At 70.7% G+C, this 242-nt stretch carries 1 pseudogene; it reads left to right on the top strand.

Annotation, left to right across the window (positions count from 1 at the left end):
* Positions 1-17: 17 nt before the first annotated feature.
* A pseudogene (locus B4M60_RS11985) lies at positions 18-242 on the top strand (4-carboxymuconolactone decarboxylase); the annotation flags it as partial.

The following is a 242-nucleotide window of genomic DNA, read 5'->3' as shown; positions in this document are numbered from 1 at the left end:
GAGGAAAGGACCACCAGATGACGACGACGAGCGGTTCGGGCGAGGGGCCTTCGGCCGGGGACCTCCGCGAGCGGGGTTTCGCCACCCGGCGCGAGGTGATGAGCGATGCCTTTGTCGACAGGGCCATGGGCCGGGCGGCCGGGACGGCGTCGGAGGCCATCCAGTACGTGGTCACCGAGAACGTCTGGGGCAACATCTGGAACCGGCCGGGCCTGGGACGGCGGGACCGCAGCCTGCTCAAC

Origin of the sequence: Dietzia sp. UBA5065, from assembly GCA_002415925.1 — a bacterium.
Lineage (GTDB): Bacteria > Actinomycetota > Actinomycetes > Mycobacteriales > Mycobacteriaceae > Dietzia.
Note: the sequence above shows the minus strand (reverse complement) of the source record. Positions and strands in the feature narration are given on the sequence as shown.